Source organism: Streptomyces sp. OZ13 (genome assembly GCF_052068155.1).
Taxonomy (GTDB): Bacteria; Actinomycetota; Actinomycetes; order Streptomycetales; family Streptomycetaceae; genus Streptomyces.
Genome location: NZ_JBQHCZ010000004.1, coordinates 420,829 through 439,913 on the forward strand (window position 1 = coordinate 420,829; position 19,085 = coordinate 439,913).

Sequence of the window (19,085 nt, forward strand, 5' to 3'; positions counted from 1 at the left end):
TGCCAGCCCCCGCCGGGGATGGGAGAGGATGGCGGCATCCGTACGAAGGGAAATACACGGTGACCATCGACCCGTCCTCGATTCCGAATTTCGGGGGCCAGCCCAAGCCTCAGGCCGCAGGACCGGCGGGCCCCGTCGTTCCCGACCAGGACCTGGTGAAGCAGCTCCTCGACCAGATGGAGCTGAAGTACGTCGTCGACGACGAGGGCGACCTCGCGGCGCCGTGGGAGGACTTCCGCACGTACTTCATGTTCCGCGGTGAGGACGAGCAGCAGGTCTTCTCGGTGCGGACCTTCTACGACCGCCCGCACGCGGTCACCGAGAAGGCCAAGATCCTCGACGCCATCGACGACTGGAACCGCCGCACCCTGTGGCCGAAGGTCTACACCCACCTCCACGAGGAGGAGGGCGCCGAGCTTCCGACGATCCGCCTCATCGGTGAGGCGCAGATGCTCATCGGCACCGGCGTGAGCCTCGAGCACTTCGTCTCGTCCACGGTCAGCTGGGTGCGCGCCTCGATCGAGTTCGACAAGTGGCTCGCGGAGCAGTTCGGTCTGGCCGTCCCCGAGGAGGAGAAGCCGGCCGACGACGCCTGACGCGTCACGCACACATGAGGCCCGGCAGGTCCGCGATCCCTGAGATCGCAGGCCCGCCGGGCCTGCCGCTTTCTCAGCGCGCCAGGGACTTCAGCCGGGCGACGGCCTCCTCGAGGACGTCGACCCGCTTGCAGAACGCGAACCGAACGAACGGCGCGCCTTCGTCACGGTGGTCGTAGAAGACCGCGTTCGGGATCGCCACCACCCCGCAGCGCTCCGGCAGCGCACGGCAGAAGGCGAAGCCGTCCTCCTCGCCGAGCGGCCGGATGTCGGTGGTGACGAAGTACGTGCCGGCAGGGCGGTGCACCGCGAACCCGGCCGCGGACAGGCCCTCGCTCAGCAGGTCGCGCTTGGCGCGCAGATCGTCGCGGAGGCCGTCGAAGTACGCGTCCGGGAGGCGGAGCGCCTCGGCGACCGCGTACTGGAACGGGCCCGCCGAGACGTACGTCAGGAACTGCTTCGCCGAGCGGACCGCCGTGACCAGCTCGGGGGAGGCGGTGACCCAGCCGACCTTCCACCCGGTGAACGAGAACGTCTTGCCGGCGCTGGAGATCGTAACGGTGCGTTCGCGCATACCCGGGAACGACGCCAGCGGCACATGCTCGCCGTCGAAGACCAGATGCTCGTAGACCTCGTCGGTGACCACGAGCAGGTCCCGTTCGACAGCGAGCTCGGCGATCGCCGCCAGCTCCGCGCGGGTCAGGACCGTGCCGGTGGGGTTGTGCGGTGTGTTGATCAGGAGCAGACGGGTTCGGTCGGTGACCGCGTCACGCAGCTCGTCCAGGTCGAGGCGGAAGGCGAGCTCGTGCGGGCGCAGCGTCACGGGCACCCGTACGCCGCCCGCCATGGCGATGCTCGCCGCGTACGAGTCGTAGTACGGCTCCAGCGCGATCACCTCGTCGCCCGGTTCCACCAGCGCGAGCAGGGCGGCGGCGATCGCCTCCGTGGCGCCCGCCGTGACCAGGACCTCCCTGTCCGGGTCGTAGGCCAGGCCGTGGAAGCGCCGCTGGTGCTCCGCGATCGCGGTGCGCAGCTCAGGGACGCCCGGACCGGGCGGGTACTGGTTGCCGCGGCCGTCGCGCAGGGCGCGCACCGCCGCCTCCCTGATCTCCTCGGGGCCGTCGGTGTCGGGGAAGCCCTGACCGAGATTGATCGAGCCGGTGCGCAGGGCCAGCGCCGACATCTCCGCGAAGATCGTGGTGCCGAACTCCGCCAGCCTGCGGTTGAGCAGCGGCCGGGGGCCCTCTTCGCCTGCTGTCCTGTGCGTCGTCATGGCGGTCATCCTGCGCGGAACCTCTGGAGTTGCTCAAGTCTGCTTTGGCTCCGAGTGGCCGAGGGCATCCCTTTGCCACGCAGGTAAACGTCCCGCGGGTGCGGGTGAAGCGGTCACGCAGTGTCGCGGGGGTCCTGCTTCGGGGGAACGAGAAGGACGGGGAGAATCATGATGTTTCTCGGGATCGCACTGTTCGCTCTGGTGGTCGTTCTCGCTGTGGTGGCGGCGTCCGGCGCGAGCCGCACGAGTCGCCGTCGCCGCGGCGGCGGCAGCGGGGCCGCGAGCGGCGGTGGAGCGTGGTGGGGTGGCGGAGACGGCGGAGGCTCCGGCTCGTCGTGCGGCAGCAGCAACTCGTCATGCAGCAGCAGCAGCTCGTCGTCGTGCGGCGGAGGCGGAGGCGGGGGCGGATGCGGCGGAGGCAGCTGACACGGGGCAGCTGGTCCGCGACGGTGAAGGTGCCCGGCGGGTGAGTGACGAAAGCCAACTCCCGCCCGGTGCCTTCCTGTTGGCAGAAAGTCCGGCGGACGTGTTGACTTCGCCCGGTCGATCTCCGTTGAACAGTTGAACCTATGGGCCCCCGAGGGGATGGAAACCGCGCCAAGTTGGGTAAAAACGCTGTGGGCGACGTCCATTTCGTGATTTTCTCACTGTCGGAACCTGTTGGATCCATTCAGCCCTCGGACCTCACGTGGACCGAAGCAGGCCACCCCCCACACGTCTTGCGCACCCTTTCGGAGTGCCAGGTCCACGCGTCCACCCGCCGAAGCGCGCTTGCGGAGCCGACCCATGCTCACGACCATCGATACCGCCTATACCGACACCCGTGCCGACGACCTCGCCTGGGCGCTCGGCCGGGAGCCGCTCCCCGCCCTGGCCGTCCTCGACCTCGAACTGTCCGGTTCCAAGCTTCAGTTGAGGCTGCTGGGTGCCTCCCACCAGGTGCTTCTCGAGGAGGAGCGGGGCACCTGTTCGGAAACCGTCGCCTGCATCCCCGGCAGCAGCACGCCGTTGCCCCTCGGGGTGGCGAAGCGCCTCGGCGACTGGGAGTACGAGTTCGCGGCACGTGTCGAGACGCTCTCCCAGCGCTCGTTCGCGGGCCGGGCCCAGGAGTTGCTGGCCCTCGTCGCGGACCACCCCCACGGTCTCGCCGGCACGTTCCCCGGTTCCCCGCACGCGTTCACCGCGATGGTGGCCCAGAGCGGCGAGGGGCAGGCGCGGTGGCGCACCTGGCACGCGTACCCGCAGGAGGGCCGGCTCGTCGTCACGCGTACGCGCGTCGGCTTCTCGGCCCGCGGGTCGCAGAGCGTGCGGATGCGCCACCCCGACCGCCACCCCGAGCCTTCCGGGCTGTAGTCGACACCTGTGGGTGACAGCCCGTGCGACGCCTGTGACGTAGCGTGTCGAGGATGATCGACCGGCCGCAGACCGCACCGCCCCAGGGCATGGTGCTGCTGCCCGTGCGCCCCGAGTCCGGCCGCCATCTCGTGCTCGCCGCGGTCTTCGTCTGCGCGGCCTGCGGCCTGGTCTACGAGCTGGAACTCGTCGCGCTCGCCACGTATCTGGTCGGGGACTCGGTCACCCAGGCGTCCGTGATCCTGTCGGTGATGGTGTTCGCGATGGGCATCGGATCGCTCCTCGCCAAGCGGATGCGCTGCCGGGCAGCTGTGGGCTTCGGCCTGCTGGAAGCGGCACTGGCGCTGGTCGGCGGCAGTTCGGCCATGGTGCTCTACGCGTCCTTCGCCTGGTTCGGCGGATCCGGGGTGCCGCTGGTGGTCTTCAGCCTGACCATCGGCGTCCTGATCGGCGCGGAGATACCGCTGCTGATGTCGCTGATCCAGCGCATCTCCCGGAGGGACGCGGAAGGCACCGTCGCCGATCTGTTCGCCGCGGACTACGTGGGGGCGCTCGTCGGCGGGCTGGCGTTCCCCTTCCTGCTGCTGCCGTGGCTCGGTGAACTCACCGGGGCACTGGTGACGGGTGCGGTCAACGCCATGGCCGGCGGGGCGGTGGTGCTGTGGCTGTTCCGCCGCGACCTCACACCGCGCTGGCGGACCAGGCTGCTCACCGTCAACGTCCTCGTGCTGGTGGTGCTGGCGGGCGCCACCGTGATGGTCGACGACTTCGAGCGGGCGGCCCGCCGGGCGGTCTACGGCTCCGATGTGCGGGTCGCCGTGCGCACCGGTGTCCAGGAGGTGGTTGTCACCGGCGGGCCCTCCCGGCCGCCGGACCTCTTCCTGGACGGACGCCTGAAGGTGCGGGGCCAGGACGAGCACCGCTACCACGAAGCGCTCGTCCACCCCGCCATGCGAGGTCCGCACGAACGGGTGCTGATCCTCGGCGGCGGCGACGGGCTGGCAGCACGCGAGGTACTGCGGTACGCCGATGTCCGGGCGTTGACCGTCGTCGAGCGCGACCCCGGAGTGGTCGAGCTGGCCCGCAGTGATCCGGCGCTCACCGATCTGAACGACCACGCGTACGACGACCCGCGGACCCGGGTCGTCACGGCGGACGCCTTCTCCTGGCTGCGTGAGCACGAGGGCACGTACGACGTGATCGTCTCCGACCTGCCCGACCCGGGTATCACCGCGAGCACCAAGCTCTACTCGCTGGAGTTCTACGGGCTGGCCCGGCGGGTCCTGGCGGACGGCGGGCGGCTGGTGGTCCACGCAGGGCCGACCGCGCGGCCCCGTACGTACTGGACGGTCGACACGACGCTGCGGGCCGCCGGCTTCGGCACCACGGCGTACCGGGTCAGCGGGAGGGGGACCGGTACGGCGGGCGGCCCGGCGCGGTTCAGGGCGGGTGAGGACGCGGCCACCGACTGGGGACTGCTGATCGCGGCCGAGGGCGGCGCACCCGGGCTCGCGATCGGCGCGGACGCGCCGCGGCTGCGCTCGGAGGTCGAGGACACGCTCACGCAGGACACGTTCGCGGCGGAGCGGACCCGGCTGACGGGTCTGCTGCCCTCGACGCTGGTCCAGCCGCGCTACACCCGCTGACCGTCATGGCCATGGCGGTCCGGGCACGGGCACGGCGGACACGGGCCGGCGAAGACGCGGACGTGGCGGGCGCGCGCCGGAAAGGCAGACGCGGCGGGCCGTGCTGAGTAGGCTCGGCTTCCATGGAGCATGAGTTGTTCGTTCCGGTACCGGCTGAGACCCTCCGACGTGCGCTGCGGGACCCCGCCAGGGTCGCCCGCTGCGTCCCTGGGCTCCAGCAGGACGCAGACGAGTCGGCGGGCCCCCTGTCGGGGCGGCTCAAGGTCAGAGTCGCCGGCCACACCATCACCTACCGCGGCGCTCTGCACATCACGGAACAGGACGACGAGCGGGGCGGTGTCTTCGCCGTCGAGGGCGAGGGCGCCGAGGCACGCGGCGCCGGCTCGGTGAAGCTGACGCTGACGATCCGCCCCGCGCAGACCGACGGCGGCACGACGCTGACGTTCAGCGGCTCCGCGCGTGCCGAGGGCAGGCTGGCCGACCTCGCGGCCGGTGCGAAGGTGTCGGCGGCCCACCGGCTGCTCGACCGTTTCGCGGAAGCGCTGGCCGCGGCCGCCTTCGAGGACACGCAGCCGGAGGAGCGCGCCGACGGTGACGGTGCCGCTCCGGCCCCGGAACCGCAGGAAGCGGCCGGTGAGCCTTCGGCCGCCGCGGGCGACGCCCAGGACGCGACAGCAGCCGGGTCGGACGACGCGTCCGACCCCGTCGGCTCGGTCTTCGACGCACCCGTACCTCCGCCGTCGCTCGGCGCCGACGCCGAGGACGAGTTCGAGGACCTCGACGATGTCGACGGCGCGGACGACCTGGACGGTGTGGACGACCTCGACGGCATCGAGGACCTCGACGACCTGTCCGACCTGCCGGACGCGGTGCCCGCCGAGGCCGCCCACGCACGGCGCACCATGATCGGCCGCAGCGCCGAGGAGGTCGACCACGCCCCACCGCGCGGCCGCTACGCGCCCACCCCGGCTCCCGACGCCTCTTCCACGGGGGCGACCCTGCGGTGGCTGGCCCCCGCCGCGGCCCTGGCACTGGCGTCTGCGGTCGTGGTCGGCAGGGCGCTGCGCCGCCGTAGGTGACACGCCGTAATGTCGGGGTGTGAGTAGCGAACAGAGCATCCGGCTGGCCGCCGGTGACGTCGAGTTGACCGTGCATCCGGATAACGGCTGCCGCATCGGAAGCCTGCGCATCGGCGGCACCGAAGTGCTGCGGCAGGGCGAGCGCTACGGGTCGTTCCCGATGGTGCCGTGGTGCGGACGCACGCGGGACGGGCAGTTCAGCAACGGCGGAGTACCGCATCAACTGCCGCTCAACGCCCCGCCGCACGCCATTCACGGCACCGGCCGGGACACCGTCTGGCGTACCGCGCGGGCCGGTGAAAGCGAGGCCGCTTTCACCTACGACCTCACCGACCCGTGGCCGTACACAGGGCGCGTCACCCAGACGTTCGAGCTGGCGGACGACTCCGTCACCCTCAGGATGGGCGTGGAGACGTACGGGACGTCGTTCCCCGCGCAGGCGGGCTGGCACCCCTGGTTCCTGCGCGACCTGGGAGATGGGGGCGAGGACGTCCGGATCGACTTCACGCCCGAGTGGCAGGAGGAGCGCGGTGAGGACCATCTGCCGACCGGCAAGCGCATCACGCCGCTCCCCGGCCCGTGGGACGACTGCTTCGGTATGCCCGACGGGGTCGACGTCACGCTGACCTGGCCGGGCCGGCTGGAGCTGATCGTCCGCAGCCCTGCGGAGTGGGTCGTGATCTACGACGAGCAGGCCGAGGCGGTCTGTGTCGAGCCGCAGTCCGGCCCGCCGAACGGTCTCAACACCCATCCGCAGCTCGTCACCCCGATCGAGCCGCTGGAGATCGCGACGACCTGGAGCTGGCGGCGGCTCTGAGCAGGGGGACCGACGCCCTTAAGCTGAGCCCCATGACTGACGTGCGTGCTGAGCTGCTCCAGCAGATCAAGGACAAGGCCGTGGTGCACGGCAAGGTGACCCTCTCCTCGGGCATCGAGGCCGACTGGTACATCGATCTGCGCCGGATCACGCTGGACGGCGAGGCCGCGCCGATGGTCGGTCAGGTGATGCTCGACGCCACCGCCGACCTGGACTACGACTGCGTGGGCGGTCTGACGCTGGGCGCCGACCCGGTGGCGACGTCGATGCTGCACGCCTCCGCCGCGCGCGGTAAGCGGCTGGACGCGTTCGTCGTCCGGAAGGCGGGCAAGGCGCACGGCATGCAGCGCCGGATCGAGGGCACGGACGTGAAGGGCCGGCGCTGCCTGGTCGTGGAGGACGTGTCTACCACCGGCGGCTCCCCGCTGACCGCCGTGGAGGCGGTCAGGGAGGCCGGCGGCGAGGTCGTCGCAGTGGCCGTGATCGTGGAGCGCGGCGCGGCCCCCAAGATCGCGGAGGCGGGTCTGAAGTACGTCAACGCTTATTCGCTCGACGAACTCGGTCTCGCCTGATCATGGCTTGAGCTGCGGGGATTCGAAGGGGCGTGCTGTTTCACGTGAAACAGCACGCCCCTTCGCCATGCAGGCGGGGCAGGCATGGTGGACCCGGGGCGGGAGTCTGGAAAGATAGGCCGCGACGATGACGTCGCCCAAGGTCAGGGCACTGGGTTCACCGGGGACGCACCCCGGCCCCCCGTACCACATACCCGCACATCACAAGGAGCGGACATATGCCCATCGCGACTCCCGAGGTCTACAACGAGATGCTTGACCGGGCGAAGGCAGGCAAGTTTGCCTACCCCGCCATCAACGTGACCTCGTCCCAGACCCTGCACGCCGCACTGCGTGGCTTCGCGGAGGCCGAGAGCGACGGCATCATCCAGATTTCCACCGGCGGTGCCGAGTTCCTGGGTGGCCAGTACAGCAAGGACATGGTCACCGGCGCCGTCGCCCTGGCCGAGTTCGCGCACATCGTCGCCGCCAAGTACGACATCACCGTCGCGCTGCACACCGACCACTGCCCGAAGGACAAGCTGGACGGCTATGTACGTCCGCTGCTCGACATCTCCGCCGAGCGCGTGAAGGCCGGACGCAACCCGCTGTTCCAGTCCCACATGTGGGACGGCTCGGCCGAGACCCTCGCCGACAACCTGGCCATCGGCCAGGAGCTGCTGGCGCAGGCCGCCGCCGCGAAGATCATCCTCGAGGTCGAGATCACCCCGACCGGCGGCGAGGAGGACGGCGTCTCGCACGAGATCAACGACGAGCTCTACACCACCGTCGACGACGCGCTGCGCACCGCCGAGGCCCTGGGCCTGGGCGAGAAGGGCCGCTACCTTCTGGCCGCGTCCTTCGGCAACGTGCACGGCGTCTACAAGCCGGGCAACGTCGTGCTCCGCCCCGAGCTGCTGAAGGACCTCCAGGCGGGTGTCTCCGCCCAGTACGGCAAGGCCGACCCGTTCGACTTCGTCTTCCACGGCGGCTCGGGCTCGACCGCGGAGGAGATCGCCACGGCCCTGGAGAACGGCGTCGTGAAGATGAACCTCGACACCGACACCCAGTACGCCTTCACGCGTCCGGTGGCGGACCACATGTTCAAGAACTACGACGGCGTCCTGAAGGTCGACGGCGAGGTCGGCTCCAAGAAGACCTACGACCCGCGCACCTGGGGCAAGCTCGCCGAGGCCGGCATGGCCACCCGTGTCACGGAGGCCTGCGCGGCCCTGCGCTCCACCGGAACCAAGATCAAGTAAGTAGCCGCCTCACCACGGGCCCGGCACCCCCCTCGCGGGCGCCGGGCCCGCGGTGTGTCCACAGGGAGGGGAATCATGAGCTTCGAATTCGACGCGGTCGTCGACCGCCGGGGCACCTGGAGCGTGCAGTGGGACGGTGTGGCCGACCGGTTCGGAACCGACGGCCTGCTGCCCTTCACCATCTCCGACATGGACTTCCCCTCCCCTCCCGTGGTCCTCGACGCCCTCCGTGACCGGGTGGCGCACGGAGTCTTCGGCTACACCGACTGGCGGAACGAGGACTTCCTCTCCGCCATCCGTCACTGGTTCGCCGTGCGGTACGGCACGGACATCGACACCGACCGCGTCGTGTACGCGCCCTCCGTGCTCAACCAGCTCTCCCAGCTGCTGCGGATGTGGACCGGACCCGGCGACGGCGTGGTCGTCCACACCCCCACGTACGACGGTTTCATCAAGGCGATCACCGGTCTGGGCCGGGAGCTGCGCGGAGTGCCCGTCGGGGACGACGAGGCACTGGAACGGCAGCTCGCCCGGCCCGACAGCAAGGTGCTGGTGCTCTGCTCGCCCCACAACCCCACCGGCAGGGTGTGGACGCACGACGAGCTCACCCGGACCGCCGAGCTCGCGGCACGGTACGGGGTCGCGGTCGTCAGCGACGAGATCCACGCCGACTTCGTACGCGACGGGGTGCATCTGCCGTGGACCCGCTACGGCACCGGCCGCTGGGCCCTGATCACCTCCGGCACCAAGGCGTTCAACTTCCCCGCCCTGAGTGGCTCGTACGGCATCATCGGCGACCCCGCCGACCATGCCGGGTTCGTGCGCCGGATGGAGACCGGCGAGGGACTCGCGTCGCCCGCCGTGCTGTCGCTGACCGCGCACATCGCCGCCTACCGCCGTGGCGGACCGTGGCTGGACGACCTCAACGCCTATGTGGCCGGCAACCTGCGGATGCTCGCCGACCGGCTCGGCGCGGCGTTCCCGCAGCTCGGCTGGGAGCCGCCGCAGGCCGGCTACCTCGCGTGGATCGACCTTCGCCCGCTCGGCATCGGCTCCCGGACCGAGGACGCGGTGCTCCAGCGTGAGCTCGTGGAACGGGAGAAGGTCGCGATCATGCCCGGAGCGGTGTACGGGTGCGAGGGCTTCGTCCGTCTGAACGTCGGCTGTCCGCGCAGCAAGGCGGAACGCGGCGCGGACGCCCTGATCCGGGCGCTCCGCCGCGTCACCTGAGCGCCTGCGGAAGCCCGAGGGCTCCCGGCGGGGACACGGGCTTTCGGGTCGTGGCCTCGTGAAGCGGCTGCGATGATCCCCGTATGGGCACGAGTCCGGGGGACATCAGGCTGACATCCGCCACGGGCCGCTGGGTGGTCCTGACGACCGTCCTCGGGTCCGGCATGGCACTGCTCGACTCCACCGTCGTCAACGTCGCACTGCCCCGCATCGGCAGGGACCTCGACGCAGACCTGGGTGTCCTCCAGTGGACCGTCAACGCCTACATGCTGACGCTGGCTGCGCTGATCCTGCTCGGCGGGGCACTCGGCGACCGGTACGGGCGCCGCCGGATCTTCGTCCTCGGCGTCGTCTGGTTCGCCCTGGGCTCCCTGCTCTGCGGGATCGCGCCCAACGGCGGTGTGCTGGTCGCCGCCCGCGCCCTCCAGGGCATCGGAGGCGCCCTGCTCACTCCCGGATCGCTGGCCCTGATCCAGGCGAGCTTCCACCCCGACGACCGGTCGCGGGCCGTCGGCCTGTGGTCGGGGCTCGGCGGCGTCGGCGCGGCGATCGGGCCCTTCGTCGGCGGCTGGCTGGTCGACGGGCCGGGCTGGCGCTGGGTTTTCCTGCTCAACGTGCCGCTGGCCGTCCTGTGCGTACCGGTGGCGCTGCGCCATGTACCGGAGTCCCGCGATCCGAGGGCGACCGGCCGGTTCGACGTCCTGGGCGCGGCCCTGTGCGCGGCGGCGCTCGGGCTCGTGACCTACGCGCTCATCGACGAGACCGTGTGGGCGGGGCTCGCCGGCGCGTGCGTGGGAGCCGCGTTCGTGCTGGTCGAGCGGCGTACGGCGGAGCCGATGCTGCCGCTGTCCCTCTTCCGGATCCGCCAGTTCACCGCCGTGAACCTGGTGACGCTCTGTGTGTACGCCGCCTTCGGCGGGTTCTTCTTCCTCGTCGCGCTCCAGCTCCAGGTCGTGGCCGGGTACACGGCCCTCGGCGCGGGCGCGGCACTGCTGCCGACCACCGTGCTGATGCTGCTGCTGTCCGCCCGCTCCGGGGAGCTGGGTGATCGCATCGGCCCGCGTATCCCGCTGACCGCCGGCCCGCTGCTCTGCGCCGTCGGCATGATGCTGACGCTCAGGGTCGGCGAGGACGCGTCGTACCTCGTGGACGTGCTGCCCGCCATGCTGGTCATGGGCCTGGGCATGGTCACGCTGGTCGCCCCGCTGACCTCGACCGTCCTCGCGTCCGTGGAGACCGGACGGGCGGGCATCGCGAGCGGCATCAACAACGCGGCGGCCCGTGCCGCGGGCCTGATCGCGGTGGCCGCCCTGCCGCTGCTCGCCGGTATGGGCCCCGAGGCCTACCGCTCGGCGACGGCGTTCGACGAGGCGTTCCGGCTCGCGATCCCGATGTGCGCGGGGGTCCTGGTGGCCGGCGCCCTGATCGCATGGGGGACGGTGCGGGTGCCGCCGAAGGGCGCGGACGTGTGCCACCCGGAGTGCAGGGTCAACTGCGGGGTCGCCGCGCCGCCGCTCGAGCCGCAGGCGGAACCGAAGCGCTGATCCGCTCTCGTGACCGCACAACGGCCGACCTTCGGCCGTTGGCCACGGAAGGGGGCCCGACCTGTGAGACTGGGGGCCATGTCGATCCACGAGAACCTGCTCGGGGGGCCTCCCCCGACCCATCTGCCCGACGAGCCCGGACCGCGTGAGCTCCTGGCCGGCGGCACGCCCGCCGCCGAGGTCGCGGCCCAGTACCCGACCAGCTCGCTCGCCTGGGCGCAGCTGGCCGACGACGCCTTCGAGCGGGGCAGCGTCGTCGAGTCGTACGCCTACGCGCGCACCGGCTACCACCGCGGCCTCGACGCGCTGCGCCGCAACGGCTGGAAGGGCCACGGCCCGGTGCCGTGGGAGCACGAGCCCAACCGCGGCTTCCTGCGCGCGCTGAACGCGCTGGCCCGTGCCGCCGGGGCGATCGGCGAGAAGGAGGAGCACGAGCGCTGCACCACGTTCCTGCGCGACTCCTCACAGACCGCCGCGGAGACGCTGAGCTGAACCGTCGCGGCGGGGGCCTGCCCCCGCCGTGACGGTTCCGCGGGCCGGCGACCTGAACCCGGGGCGCCGGCCCGCGGCCGGTACGATCGCACACACTGCCGATTCACGGATCACAGCCGGTGAGAGGCCCCCCACTTCCTCTCCCCCCAACACCGGCCGAACCAGGGGAGAGATCTGTCTTGGGCCAGCGTGCCGCCGCCCGCAACGGGCGCAGCCGCAGACGGAGCCGCCGGAACACGGGCCGACGCCGTCCGACCGGACCGATACTTCTGCTGGGCGTCTGCCTCGCCCTCATGTCGGTGGGCGCAGGTGCCGCCCTCGCGCACTGGAGAGGCGGGCCGCCCCCCGCAGAGGCGGCCGACGGGCCCGACGTCGCACCGCTGATGTCGAAGGACCCCGCACCGGCACCGTCGACCTCGCCCTCGCCGGTGCGCAGCCCCAGCAGCTCGCCGAAGCCGAAGCCGAAGCCGTCGCCTTCCCCCTCGGCCAAGAGCGAGCCGCCGAGCGTGCCGGCGTCGGGGCCGGGCACGTTCACCGTCGCGCAGTCGTCCGGGACGGCGACCGGCACCGGCACCGGCACACTGCGCCGCTACAAGGTGGAGGTCGAGGACGGCGTCGACGTGTCCGCCCAGCAGGCGGCCGCCGAGATCCAGCAGATCCTGGCCCATCCGCGCGGCTGGGCCGCGAACGGCCGCGGCCGCTTCCAGCTGGTGTCGTCGAACGCCGACTTCGTGATCAGGATCGCCACCCCGGCCACCGCGGACAAGCTCTGCCTCGCCGTGGGCCTGAACACCCGTGGTGAGCTGAACTGCGAGACCACCGAAGGCGTCGTGGTGAACCTGCGGCGCTGGATGCTGGGCTCCCCGACCTTCGCCGGCACGCCCGCCGAGTACCGGCATCTGATCATCAACCACGAGGTCGGGCACGAGATCGGCATCCGGCAGCACATGGGCTGCCCCGGCCCCGGCGAACCCGCCCCCGTGATGATGCAGCAGATCAAGGGCCTGAACGGCTGCGTCTCCAATGCGTGGCCCTACGACGACGACGGGACATATCTCTCCGGACCGCCGGTGTGATCCTCGGCTTATGATGCGAGTGGGGACCGGGGCCCACACCGGACAGGAAGGGGCGGACCGCTACCCGGATGTCGAGGAGACAGCAATGTCACATGACTCCGCCCCGAATCTGGACTTCGCGGGCACCACGCCGTACGAGGACTACGTCCAGGCGGACGTCCTCACCCACCTCCAGCATCCGCGGTCGGACGACCCGGGCGAGATGGTCTTCCTGGTCACCACCCAGGTCATGGAGCTGTGGTTCACCGTCGTCGTCCACGAGTGGGAGACCGCCGCACGCGCCCTGCGCGAGGACCGGATCCCGGTGGCGATGGACGCGCTGAAGCGGTCGGTACGGGAGCTGGAGGCGCTCAACGCCTCCTGGAAGCCCATCGCCAACCTGACGCCCGCGCAGTTCAACGCCTACCGCGACGCCCTCGGTGAGGGCTCCGGCTTCCAGTCGGCGATGTACCGGCGGATGGAGTTCCTGCTCGGGGACAAGTCCGCCTCCATGCTGGTGCCGCACCGGGGCGCCCCGCGCGTCCACGCGGAACTGGAGAAGGCCCTGCACGAGCCGAGCCTCTACGACGAGGTGCTGCGGCTCCTCGCCCGCCGCGGGTACGCGGTGCCCGCCGAGGTGCTGGAGCGCGACCTGGCACAGAAGTACGAGCCTTCGGAGGCGGTCGAGCGGGTCTGGGCCGAGGTCTACGGCGGCGACGACCAGGACACCGAACTGGTGCGCCTCGGCGAGGCGTTGACGGATGTCGGCGAGCTCGTGTGGCGATGGCGCAACGACCACCTGGTGGCGACCCGGCGGGCCATGGGCTCGAAGGTCGGCACGGGCGGCTCCGCCGGTGTCTCGTGGCTCGAGAAGCGTGCCCGCAAGAACGTGTTCCCCGAGCTGTGGACGGCGCGCAGCCATGTCTGAGTCCCTGGCCCAGCGGGCCGCGGCGCTCGACGCCGCAGACGAACTGGCCGGTGCCCGGAAGCTGTTCGCCCTCGACGAGGCGGTCTACCTCGACGGCAATTCGCTCGGCGCGCTGCCCGCGCACGTCCCCGACCGCGTCGCCGACGTGGTGAACCGGCAGTGGGGCAAGCTGCGCATCCGTTCCTGGACGGAAGGCGACTGGTGGAGCGCGCCCGAGCGGATCGGTGACCGGATCGCGCCGCTGGTCGGCGCGGCGCCCGGGCAGATCGTGGTCGGCGACTCCACGAGCGTCAACGTCTTCAAGGCCGTCGTCGGCGCCGTACGGCTGAACGACGACCCGGCACGGACGGACATCCTCGTCGACGCGACGACGTTCCCGACGGACGGGTACATGGCGTCGTCGGCGGCCAGGATGACCGGCCGCCGCATCGTGCCGGTCGACCCGGCCGATCTGCCGTCGGCACTCGGCCCCACCACGGCGGCGGCACTCGTCAACCACGTCGACTACCGCTCCGGCCGGCTGCACGACCTGCCCGGTCTGACGGCGGCCGTCCACGACGCGGGGGCCCTCGCGGTCTGGGACCTGTGCCACAGCGCCGGCGCCCTGCCGGTGGGGCTCGACGCGCACGGCGTCGACCTGGCCGTCGGCTGCACCTACAAGTACCTGAACGGCGGCCCCGGTTCGCCCGCGTACCTGTACGTCGCCGAGCGCCACCAGGCGTCCTTCGACTCGCCGCTGCCCGGCTGGACGTCGCACGCCGACCCGTTCGCGATGACGCCCGGCTACGAGGCGGCCGACGGGTCGACCCGCGGCCGGGTGGGCACACCGGACATCCTGTCCATGCTGGCCCTCGAAGCGGCGCTCGAGGTGTGGGACGGCATCGCGATCGAGACGGTCAGGGCGAAGAGCCTGGCGCTGACGGACTTCTTCCTGGAGTGCGTCGACGCCTATGTCCCGGCCGGACGGGTCACGTCCCTGACCCCCGCGGAGCACGCCGCGCGCGGGAGCCAGGTGGCGCTGCGGTGCGAGGACGCGCCGCGGGTCATGGAGACCCTGACGGCCAGGGGCGTCGTCGGCGACCTGCGCCGCCCGGACGTCCTGCGCTTCGGCTTCACACCGCTGTACGTGGGCTTCGCCGACACGGAGCGCGCGGCGCGCGTCCTGGCGGAGGTCCTCGCCGGCTGAGCCCGGTCCGCCCCGGGACGCCGGGTCCCCCGGGGCGGACATCTGTCGCCGGAGCCGCCGCGGGCGGGTCACCGCCGGCCGTGGCGAAGCTGGTAGCGTCCGCGCTGGTCAGGTGGAACAGGCCACCCCCACGGGACTGTTGGAGCAGCACATGCCGGACCCCGTCGCCCGTGACGCCGCCGAGGAAGCGTCGGCGATGTCGCATCCTGCCGTCGCGCCGGACGTATCCGTCTCCTACGGGGAGCATCCCGACCAGGTCGTCGACTTCTACGCGCCACGCAGCGGGCACGCCACCGTGCCGCTGGTGGTCGTCCTGCACGGCGGCGCCTGGCGGGCGCCGTACGACCGGCGGCATGTGACGCCGTTCGCCGACTTCCTGGCGCGCCGCGGGCTCGCCGTCGCCAACGTCGAGTACCGCCGCGGACGGGAGATCCCGGGCCAGCGCGGAGAAGGGCCGGTCGCCGGACGGTGGCCGGAGACGTTCGACGACGTGGCGGCCGCGATGGACGCCCTGCCGGACCTGGCGCGGCAGGCGCTGCCGCAGGCCGACCCGCGGCGGACCGTCGTGACCGGGCACTCCGCCGGAGGCCACCTCGCGCTGTGGGCCGCCGCCCGGCACGTCCTGCCGGCCGGCTCGCCGTGGCGGCTGGCGGCGCCGCCGCCGCTGCGGGGTGTCGTCGCACTGGCCCCGATCGCCGATTTCGGCACGGCCGTGGAACTGGGCGTGTGCGGCGGCGCCGTACGGCAACTGCTGGGCGGCGAGGCGCAGTACGACGAGCGCGTCCCGCACGGCGATCCCGCCGTCCTGCTGCCGACCGGCATCGCGACGGTCGTGGTGCAGGGCCGTACGGACGTCGTCGTGCCGCCGGCCGTCGCGGAGGCGTTCGTGGACGCGGCGGCGAAGGCGGGCGAGACCGTCGGATGGACGCTCCTCGAAGAGGTCGGGCACTTCCCGCTGATCGACCCGGCGGCCGACGCGTGCGCCGTGGTCGCGGAGGAGATCGCCCAACTCGCCTGGTGAGTCTGCGGAAGAGCCTGTGGAACGGTCGATGAACCCTTGCGGACAGAACCTGACCGCAAGGGTTCATACGTTCTTCCCATGACGAATCTCGTGACCGGAGCAACCGGAACAGTAGGCCGCCAGGTGGTCGCGGAGCTTCTCCGCCGTGGACAGTCCGTCCGTGCCCTGACCCGCGACCCCGCGAAGGCCGACTTCCCCGACGGCGTCGAGGTCGTGCGGGGCGATCTCACCGACGCAGACACCCTGGCCCCCGCCCTGGAGGGCGTCACCGGCCTTCACCTGATCACCTTCGGCGGCCCGTACTTCGCGCCGCTGGAGACCGGCCCGCGCATCCTTCAGATGGCCAAGGAGGCCGGAGTGCGGCGGATCACCGTGCTGCACGGCGGCGGCCCGAGCCTGCTGGAGGACGCGGTACGGGAGAGCGACTTCGCCTGGACCGTGCTGATGCCGGTGGAGTTCATGGCGAACGCCCTGGAGTGGGCCGACGGCATCCGCGCCGACGGCGAGGTGCGTGAACCGTTCGCCGACAGGCTCAGCGCCATGGTCCACGAGGCCGACATCGGCGCGGTCGCGGCGGTCGCCCTCACCCAGGACGGCCACGCGGGCCAGGAGTACGTGATCACCGGCCCCCAGGTGCTGACGCTGGAGGACAAGGTCGACGCGCTCGCCGCCGCCCGGGGCGGGAAGATCCGGCTCGTCGAACTGAGCGAACAGCAGGCGGTCGAGCAGTGGAAGGCGGCAGGGCAGCCGGAGGACGTCATCGGCTTCCTGCTGGAGGCGTACGGCAACACACCGCCCGTCGGCCGTACCGTCGTCGACACCGTCGAGAAGGTCACCGGCCGGCCGGCCCGGACGTTCGCCGAATGGGCCGAGGAGCACGCGGACACCTTCCGGAGCTGACACGGCACGGGTACGGGCGGGGCCGCCGGGCGGCCCCGCCCGTACCCGCCGTACCCGGCCCCCGCTCTGCCGAAGCGGCCACGGACCCCGGCCCCACCAGGTAGTACTCAAGGCGGACGCCCCAGGATCCGCAGTGATGCTGACGACCGGGGCCCTTGCGCCCGCTTACCGTCATTACGTGACCCAGAAGACCCGCAGCCCCGAATACGACCTGGCCCAGGGAGCGCTCAGCGGCCTCCGCCAGGACCTCTTCCACGACGCGTTCGCCTACCGGCCGCTGCCGCCGCTGAGCGAAGAAGGGCCGCTGGTCCGCCGGCTGCCGGGCGAGCGGATACGCCGCGGCGCGGTGTGGCTGCCGCACGCCGTGGTGCTGTTCCTCGCCCTGTGCACCCTGCTGCTCGCCTACGCCGACGACGAGGGCGGCCTCGCGTTCGTCATCGGCGGTTTCGTCCCCGCGGCGGCTGTCGTGATGACCCTGGTCAGGCCCGTGGGCGCCTGGTGGGTGTCGATCGTGAGCACTCCGTTCGTGGCGGTGCTGGGCTCCTGGAACGACTGGCCCTGGGCGCCCGCCGGGTTCCTGTCGCATCTGACCGTGTTGATCGTCGTGGCCCTGCGCACCCGCCCCCGGACGGCCGGCTGGATGTGGGTGATCACCGCTGCGTACGGGATGTTCGCCGACACCGTGATCAGCCGGGGCTACGGCCCCGGCGCGGCGCCCATGCTGTTCGCCTCCGCGATCCTGCTGCTGATGGTGAGCATGATCCTGGTCCGCCGTGAGGCGAAGCAGGAGGTCGCCGCCCAGCAGACGGTCACAGCCACCGAGCGGGACCGGCGCACCCTGCTGGAGGAGCGCACCACCATCGCCCGTGAATTGCACGACGTGGTCGCACACCACATGTCGGTCGTGGCCATCCAGGCGGAGGCCGCGCCCTACCGCGTGGAGAACCCGCCGGAGGAACTGGAGAAGGCGTTCGCCACCATCCGGGAGAACGCGGTGGCCGCCCTCACCGAACTGCGCCGCATCCTCGGCGTCGTAAGGGCGGAGGACTACCAGGCCCCCGACGCGCCCCAGCCCGTCCTCGCCGACCTCGACAACCTGCTCTCGAACGTCCGCGAGGCGGGCCTGGAGACCGAGAAGACGGTCACCGGAGCGGTGCGCGAGCTGCCGCAGGGCGTCGAGCTGTCGGCGTACCGGATCATCCAGGAGGCGCTCAGCAACGCGCTCCGGCACGCACCCGGTTCGACCGCGAAGATCGAGGTCTCCTACGTGCTCGGCGGCCTGGGCCTGCGGATCGTCAACACGCCGCCGCGGGGCCTGGTCAAGCCCTCGCCGGGAGCGGGCCATGGCATCACCGGCATGCGGGAGCGTGTGACGATGCTGAACGGTGAGATGACCGCGGCGCCCACCGAAGAGGGCGGGTACGAGGTCACCGCCTTCATCCCAGTCGCCGCCATCCCCGCCGAGGAGACGTCATGACGATCCGTGTGCTCATCGTCGACGACCAGATCATGGTCCGCGAGGGCTTCTCGGTCCTGCTGAACGCCATGCCCGACATCGAGGTCGTCGGCGAGGCCGTCAACGGCCGCGAAGCCGTCGCCAAGGTCGCCGAACTGGCGCCCGACGTGGTGCTGATGGACATCCGCATGCCGGAGCTGAACGGCATCGACGCCACCCGCGAGATCGTCGCGGCGGACGGCGGCGCCAAGGTGCTGGTGCTCACCACCTTCGACCTGGACGAGTACGTGTACCAGGCGCTGCGGGCGGGAGCCTCCGGGTTCCTGCTGAAGGACGCCTCCGCCCGGCAGCTCGCCGACGGCGTACGCGTGGTGGCCGCCGGCGAGGCGCTGCTCGCGCCGACCGTCACCCGCCGGCTGATCACCGAGTTCTCCAAGCTGTCCGAGACGCCGCGTCCCGCCGCGATGACGCAGGTCGCCGACCTGACCGAGCGCGAGACCGAGGTCCTGGTGCTGATCGCGCAGGGTCTGTCGAACGCCGAGATCGCCTCCCACCTGGTCGTCGCGGAGTCGACCATCAAGACCCACGTGAGCAGGGTCCTCGTGAAACTGGGGCTCAGGGACCGCACCCAGGCGGCGGTCTTCGCGTACGAGGCGAGGCTGGTCACACCCTCGTAGGGAGCGTTAGCGTCCGGAC

The 19,085-nt window shown here is 71.6% G+C and carries 18 protein-coding genes; 17 read left to right on the top strand and 1 reads right to left on the bottom strand.

All coding sequences use genetic code 11. From position 1 onward, the window contains the following. The first annotated feature begins 59 nt into the window (after positions 1 to 59). Positions 60 to 596, top strand: a complete 537-nt coding sequence (locus tag ACTMTU_RS12250; RefSeq protein WP_005314553.1) for a YbjN domain-containing protein — start codon at positions 60 to 62, stop codon at positions 594 to 596. A 73-nt stretch (positions 597 to 669) separates the two neighbouring features. Here the strand turns inward: ACTMTU_RS12250 and ACTMTU_RS12255 are convergent, their stop codons facing one another. Further along, complete coding sequence (locus ACTMTU_RS12255) at positions 670 to 1,869, bottom strand: pyridoxal phosphate-dependent aminotransferase (protein ID WP_441263499.1); 1,200 nt, start codon at positions 1,867 to 1,869, stop codon at positions 670 to 672. Between the two features lie 786 nt (positions 1,870 to 2,655). Here ACTMTU_RS12255 and ACTMTU_RS12260 point away from each other — a divergent pair. The 16 genes from ACTMTU_RS12260 to ACTMTU_RS12335 all read left to right on the top strand — a co-directional run bounded on the left by ACTMTU_RS12260 (position 2,656) and on the right by ACTMTU_RS12335 (position 19,066). Further along, a complete protein-coding gene (locus ACTMTU_RS12260) occupies positions 2,656 to 3,222 on the top strand; it encodes a DUF2617 family protein (RefSeq protein WP_441263500.1) in 567 nt (188 codons plus the stop codon). A gap of 53 nt (positions 3,223 to 3,275) precedes the next feature. Continuing rightward, entirely contained in the window at positions 3,276 to 4,868 is a 1,593-nt protein-coding gene (locus ACTMTU_RS12265) for a polyamine aminopropyltransferase (RefSeq protein ID WP_441263501.1), read from the top strand. A gap of 122 nt (positions 4,869 to 4,990) precedes the next feature. After that, a complete protein-coding gene (locus ACTMTU_RS12270; RefSeq protein ID WP_441263502.1) occupies positions 4,991 to 5,947 on the top strand; it encodes a CoxG family protein in 957 nt (318 codons plus the stop codon). A gap of 19 nt (positions 5,948 to 5,966) precedes the next feature. After that, complete coding sequence (locus ACTMTU_RS12275) at positions 5,967 to 6,764, top strand: aldose epimerase family protein (RefSeq protein ID WP_441263503.1); 798 nt, start codon at positions 5,967 to 5,969, stop codon at positions 6,762 to 6,764. 32 nt (positions 6,765 to 6,796) lie between these two features. Next, entirely contained in the window at positions 6,797 to 7,336 is a 540-nt protein-coding gene (gene pyrE / locus ACTMTU_RS12280; protein ID WP_441263504.1) for an orotate phosphoribosyltransferase, read from the top strand. A 218-nt stretch (positions 7,337 to 7,554) separates the two neighbouring features. Then, the gene (gene fbaA / locus ACTMTU_RS12285) at positions 7,555 to 8,577 is read left to right on the top strand and encodes a class II fructose-bisphosphate aldolase (protein WP_159689423.1); all 1,023 of its coding nucleotides are present in this window, start codon (positions 7,555 to 7,557) and stop codon (positions 8,575 to 8,577) included. 75 nt (positions 8,578 to 8,652) lie between these two features. Beyond that, entirely contained in the window at positions 8,653 to 9,807 is a 1,155-nt protein-coding gene (locus ACTMTU_RS12290; protein WP_441263505.1) for a MalY/PatB family protein, read from the top strand. Between the two features lie 83 nt (positions 9,808 to 9,890). Then, entirely contained in the window at positions 9,891 to 11,351 is a 1,461-nt protein-coding gene (locus ACTMTU_RS12295; protein ID WP_441263506.1) for an MFS transporter, read from the top strand. Between the two features lie 78 nt (positions 11,352 to 11,429). Next, on the top strand, positions 11,430 to 11,843 hold the full coding sequence (locus ACTMTU_RS12300; RefSeq protein WP_364587672.1) for a DUF3151 domain-containing protein: 414 nt from the start codon (positions 11,430 to 11,432) through the stop codon (positions 11,841 to 11,843). Between the two features lie 293 nt (positions 11,844 to 12,136). After that, positions 12,137 to 12,919, top strand: coding sequence for a DUF3152 domain-containing protein (locus tag ACTMTU_RS12305; RefSeq protein ID WP_441263507.1), 783 nt, complete (start codon positions 12,137 to 12,139; stop codon positions 12,917 to 12,919). 85 nt (positions 12,920 to 13,004) lie between these two features. Continuing rightward, positions 13,005 to 13,826 (top strand): tryptophan 2,3-dioxygenase, encoded by an 822-nt coding sequence (gene kynA, locus ACTMTU_RS12310; RefSeq protein ID WP_441263508.1) that lies wholly within the window; start codon positions 13,005 to 13,007, stop codon positions 13,824 to 13,826. Continuing rightward, positions 13,819 to 15,012 (top strand): kynureninase, encoded by a 1,194-nt coding sequence (gene kynU / locus ACTMTU_RS12315; protein WP_441263509.1) that lies wholly within the window; start codon positions 13,819 to 13,821, stop codon positions 15,010 to 15,012. Before kynA ends, kynU begins: the two co-directional genes overlap by 8 nt. Before the next feature lie 151 nt (positions 15,013 to 15,163). Continuing rightward, positions 15,164 to 16,033: an alpha/beta hydrolase gene (locus ACTMTU_RS12320; RefSeq protein WP_441263711.1), complete on the top strand. Its 870-nt coding sequence runs from the start codon at positions 15,164 to 15,166 to the stop codon at positions 16,031 to 16,033. A 78-nt stretch (positions 16,034 to 16,111) separates the two neighbouring features. Continuing rightward, positions 16,112 to 16,933: an NAD(P)H-binding protein gene (locus ACTMTU_RS12325; protein ID WP_441263510.1), complete on the top strand. Its 822-nt coding sequence runs from the start codon at positions 16,112 to 16,114 to the stop codon at positions 16,931 to 16,933. Between the two features lie 136 nt (positions 16,934 to 17,069). Beyond that, positions 17,070 to 18,410 (top strand): sensor histidine kinase, encoded by a 1,341-nt coding sequence (locus tag ACTMTU_RS12330; protein WP_441263511.1) that lies wholly within the window; start codon positions 17,070 to 17,072, stop codon positions 18,408 to 18,410. Then, on the top strand, positions 18,407 to 19,066 hold the full coding sequence (locus ACTMTU_RS12335) for a response regulator (protein WP_159689394.1): 660 nt from the start codon (positions 18,407 to 18,409) through the stop codon (positions 19,064 to 19,066). The genes ACTMTU_RS12330 and ACTMTU_RS12335 overlap by 4 nt, the downstream gene beginning before the upstream one ends. Positions 19,067 to 19,085: the final 19 nt, after the last annotated feature.